The sequence below is a fragment of the uncultured Streptococcus sp. genome (assembly GCF_901875575.1).
GTDB lineage: Bacteria > Bacillota > Bacilli > Lactobacillales > Streptococcaceae > Streptococcus.
Genome location: NZ_CABFMF010000052.1, coordinates 1 through 654, shown reverse-complemented (window position 1 = coordinate 654; position 654 = coordinate 1). Strand labels below are relative to the sequence as shown.

1 protein-coding gene is annotated in these 654 nt (G+C 37.2%); it reads left to right on the top strand.

Annotated features, from left to right (window positions below):
• A partial coding sequence (locus QZ114_RS08180; protein WP_295501858.1) for a pneumococcal-type histidine triad protein occupies nt 1–654 on the top strand: 654 nt, incomplete at both ends.

Here is a 654-nt window from a genome sequence, read left to right as displayed (position 1 = left end):
CTATGTAAATGGGAATAAAGACACTAAGAAGACTGAAAATTTGACTCCAGACCAGGTTAGTCAAAAAGAAGGAATTCAAGCAGAACAAATTGTTATTAAGATTACGGATCAAGGCTATGTAACCTCTCATGGAGATCATTATCACTATTATAATGGCAAGGTTCCTTTTGATGCACTCTTTAGTGAAGAGCTATTAATGAAAGACCCTAACTATCAGCTGAAAGATCAAGATATCGTCAGTGAGGTTAAGGGAGGATATATTATTAAGGTAGATGGAAAGTATTATGTTTACCTTAAAGATCAAGCTCATGCAGATAATGTACGAACAAAAGATGAAATCAATCGCCAGAAACAAGAACACGGAAAAGAAGATAAAACAGCTAACGCTGAAGTATCTGTAGCTAAGTTACAGGGACGTTATACTACTGATGATGGCTACGTCTTTAACGCTTCAGATATCATTAAAGACACAGGTGATGGTTATATAGTACCACATGGTGGTCACTATCATTTCATTCCTAAGAGTGACTTGTCGGCAGGTGAATTAGCAGCCGCAAAAGCATATTTATCAGGGAATACTACAGCTCTCAGTCAACCTTTATCAGTGACACCGAATAATGGTGTTACTGCAGCAGATGATGGTTATGTCTTTAA